Raw genomic sequence first — 3,994 nt, 5'->3', positions numbered from 1 at the left:
TTTTACATATGATTGATTCTCAATTTCCTGAAAAGTTCCTTCAAAGATGGGAACTTTGCGCCTGGCACAGCTTCCTGCCCGGAGGCTTACAGCCCGGAGGGGGACTGTCCCTCGCTGTGTAGATTTTTTCATCAAAGCAGATTTCTTCCAGAAACCAATGCAGCATCAATCTTTTTTATAGTACCTCGCGGGGACTGTCCTAATTTCCAAATATGGGACTGTTCTTCAAGGTGGAGGCGGCTTCCAGCCGCCTGGAATTAAATAGCCTGCAGGATGCAGGCTCCACTTTAAAGACAGTTACTCACACGTTCGGTCCCGGTCCGCCCGGGCGGTGAATATATCTTTTTTGGGTTGCGGGCATAGCCAGCTTTAGTGATAATGTAATTGTTCTCACTTGAACATATTGGAATAGTTACAGTAAATGATTGCAAAAAGCTTTTGACTGACCAGTTTAGTTGAGTTAGGTTATATGTAGCAATATAATAGATCTTTGGATGTTGCACGGGGACAAACTTTTCTGGACCAATTTTCCTTATAAATATAAGCTTTGGGTATGGGTGTCCATATCCGGAAACTTATGGGGTTTACACGAGGGTTTCAGTTTACACAGGTACACTCCAGCGAATGGCTCAGGAAGAATGCCTCTTTGATACTTTTGAAGAACAACTTCCTCGCTTGAGAGTTAATAGTTATTAGTTGAAGAAAAAACATTTTAAATTAAGTGTCGCTGTAGTGATATAGGCTTCCGGGAAAACTGGGCTGAATGAGGACGCTGAAACAGAGGGATCTTTTTCCGGGCGGGAGATTATTTGAAGCATTGCAAAAGGAGTGGGATATGAAGAAGTGGATGATTATTTCTGCTGGGTTTTTATTTCTGGCAGGTCTGCACATGATACAATGCTCATCAAAATCCAGACAGGTAATGATCACATGCACTTCAGACTGAAAATATTCACGGCCACCCTGGCCATCCTTCTTTTCACCCTGGTTCTCAATTCCGTTTTGAGTATTTCCTCCTTTGAAAATATATACTCCAGGTCCCTTGTATCCATCATGGAATCCAGGGCAATAAACCTCAAGCAGGACATTGAGCGTGGAATCCTTCTGGGCAAGCCTCTGGACGCTTTTGAGGGCATGGACGATATGCTGGCTCAGTTCCTGGATTCCAACCCCAGGGTGGAAAATGTGGCCGTGAGCATGGATTTCGGGGAAATAATCTATTTCAAGGGAGCAGAGGAAAACGGTTCCATGCTTCTTGCCCGGCATGCGCAGGAATTTGAGGGGCAAGATGAAAGCCGCTCCGTTTTTGAACAGGACAGATACATTTTATACCTGCCCATAGTCCACAGGGCTGAACAACAGGCCCATGGAGGGTTACTCCTCTCCTTTTCCCAGGCAGTGATACTGGAGCGCATCACTCAGATGATCAAGGGTGCCCTGAACCGCCTGGGCTGGTCTCTGGGTGGCACTGCCATAGTTCTGGTGGGCCTTCTGGGTCTTTTCGTGGTCCGCCCTATCAGAAATGATCTGGAAAGAATCAGGCAAACCATTTTGCCCATTACCCGGGAGCACGAAATATCAGGGGCACAGGACGTGCCCCGTGAAGAACCGGATAGCCGGTTCAGCCCGTTTTCAAAAGAAGAGAAAACCCATAAGTCCGGACCTGCTGCGTCTGGATCCGGCCGGACGCACCTGACCCAGAAATTTCCGGATTCCAGGATAATCCGCAACGATATTGTGAGCCTTGGCAGCTACCTGCAGGAGATAGCCCTGGAGCTTGAGTCCAGAGGCAAAGAGCACGCAGAACCCCCAGGACGTTCATTAAAAGAGATTGCAGACGGCCTGGAAAGTTGCAGCAGCGAGCTTGCCGGGCACCTGGAAAACGAAGAAATACCCCATGAGCTTAGACGTGAACTGGAACAGATCATCAGGGACAGCCGGCAGGCAGTCCAGGTTCTTGGCAGGGTTAAAGAAGACAGGTACGCATCAGGCTTCAAAAAGCCCTCGGATGATATATCGGGCAGGGGAGGCGGCTTATGAAACCAGACCTGAGCCTGAAAGTAAATGTGTTCCTGGTGGCTGTGGCGGTGATCATACTTGGGCAGGCTGCATATTCTTATTTCAATATAAATGCTTTTCAGTCCAGCCATGTGAGCACCATCAGGGAAAAAGCCCAGAGTGCCGGCCAGAACCTGAAAAACGATCTGGAATATGTCCTGGACATTGGCATCTCTCTCGAGAGGATAGCCAGGCTTGAGGACAACCTGGAAAATATCCTCTCCGACCTGCCTGAGGTGGAGTTCATGGAGATCACCGACACCATGGGCTATACACTTTTTTTTGCCGATCATGACCAGGCCCTGGACATTGAACCCGGCACCCGCCAGTCTGATTTTGTCCATAAGCCCTACCTCTCTGAACTGTCCCGCAAGGGCCTGACTCCTCAAGACACGGACATATCCCTGCCTCTGAAAGCGCAGGGTGAGGTTCAGGGCCACATCAATATTCACATTTCCGGAAGTGTCATTCACTCCCAGTCCAGACAGATCATGTGGGACATGCTGACAGTCATGTTCACCTCACTTCTTCTTACTTTTGAATTTCTCACCTTTTTCGTTATCTACTATATAAGCCATCCATTAAGTGTGCTGCGCCGGGACATCTCCCGCAGTTATCCACGGCTTATGCCCGTGGACAGGGACAGGTACGCTTCCCTGGGCGAGATAAGCGTGCTGGCGGATTATTATAACTCCATAGTAAAAAAACAGGCCGAGAGATTTGCCTCAGGTTTGCGGGGCTTTCTTCCGGATCTGTCTCAGGGGTTTTCTGCACCGCCCCGGCAGCAGACAGAAAAAATATCCGGCCTGCTCCAGAACCTTGAAGGACCTGAATCCAGCCGTCCTGCTGCATCCCCGGATGCCCTGCAGAAAATCAGGGTCTGCCTGCAAAAGGTCAACACCTACTGGAGTGATCTGGCCATAAGCCTGGAAGGCGGCAGCAGACTCCATGCACCTGCAGCAGGCAGGGATGAAGCTTCAGGGCCTATCCCTTATTCCCTCATTAGACCTCTTATTTTTCTTTTTATCATGGCCGACGGATTCAGCCTGTCCTTTTTCCCCATGTATGTTGACTCGCTTTATGAGCCAGTACTGGGCCTGTCCCGAGAGATGATAATAGGTCTGCCCATTGCCGCTTTTATGTTTACCATGGCTGTTTCCATGCCTTTGGCCGGGGCCATGACCGATTCCAGGGGCTGGTTCATACCTCTGATAATCGGACTTTTACTGAATGCTGCAGGTCATTTTCTCACAGCCATGGCTCAGGATATTCTGTGGCTTATAGTATTTCGCTGCCTGGCCGCCGTAGGTCTGGGCGTGGTTTTCATGTGCTGCCAGAGGTTTGTGATTGACAATACCAGCCTCAAGGCCAGGTCCATGGGCATGGCCGGATTTCTGGCCGCCTTTTTCAGCGGCGATATCTGCGGCACGGTCATAGGGGCCATGCTGGCGGAAAGAATCGGTTATGCAAACGTGTTTTATGTAAGCGCCATTTTCACCTGTCTGGCCCTGATTTTCGCAGTTCTGGTCTTCAGGGGGGACTTCAGGCCGGCAAAGCCGGAATCTTTGGGAGGCTTTGGCCTTCCTTTCAAAGCCTCTCAGCTTTTCCAGGTCTTCCGGGACAGGGAGTTTGCAGCTGTGCTCTGGCTGCAGGCCATACCGGCCAAGCTGGTCCTGGTGGGATTTCTGTTTTTCTTTGTTCCACTTTACCTGAACAGCATTGATGCCCTGCAGTCCAATATAGGCCGGGTCATCATGTGTTACGGCATATGCCTCGTTTTCGCAGGCCCGCTTATATCACACCTTTTTCCACAGATATATCTTCGCAAATACTTCATACTCCTGGGCGGGCTCATAACTGCCGGGGCAATGCTTTCTTTCGCCCTTTTCAGCGGTTTCATACCCATCCTGGTCATGGTCATAATGCTGGGCATAGC

Annotated in this window: 2 protein-coding genes; both read left to right on the top strand. The window is 49.8% G+C overall.

From position 1 onward, the window contains the following. Window positions 1–930: 930 nt before the first annotated feature. Complete coding sequence (locus tag D5S03_RS09130; protein ID WP_287043614.1) at window positions 931–2,040, top strand: hypothetical protein; 1,110 nt, start codon at window positions 931–933, stop codon at window positions 2,038–2,040. Further along, the coding region (locus D5S03_RS09125) for an MFS transporter (RefSeq protein ID WP_287043612.1) at window positions 2,037–3,994 on the top strand (1,958 nt) is incomplete at its 3' end. The genes D5S03_RS09130 and D5S03_RS09125, both read left to right, overlap by 4 nt.

Source organism: Desulfonatronospira sp. MSAO_Bac3 (assembly GCF_003838035.1).
Lineage (GTDB): Bacteria > Desulfobacterota > Desulfovibrionia > Desulfovibrionales > Desulfonatronovibrionaceae > Desulfonatronospira > Desulfonatronospira thiodismutans.
The sequence above is the reverse complement of the archived record's forward strand: the minus strand, read 5'-3'. Positions and strand labels throughout refer to the sequence as shown.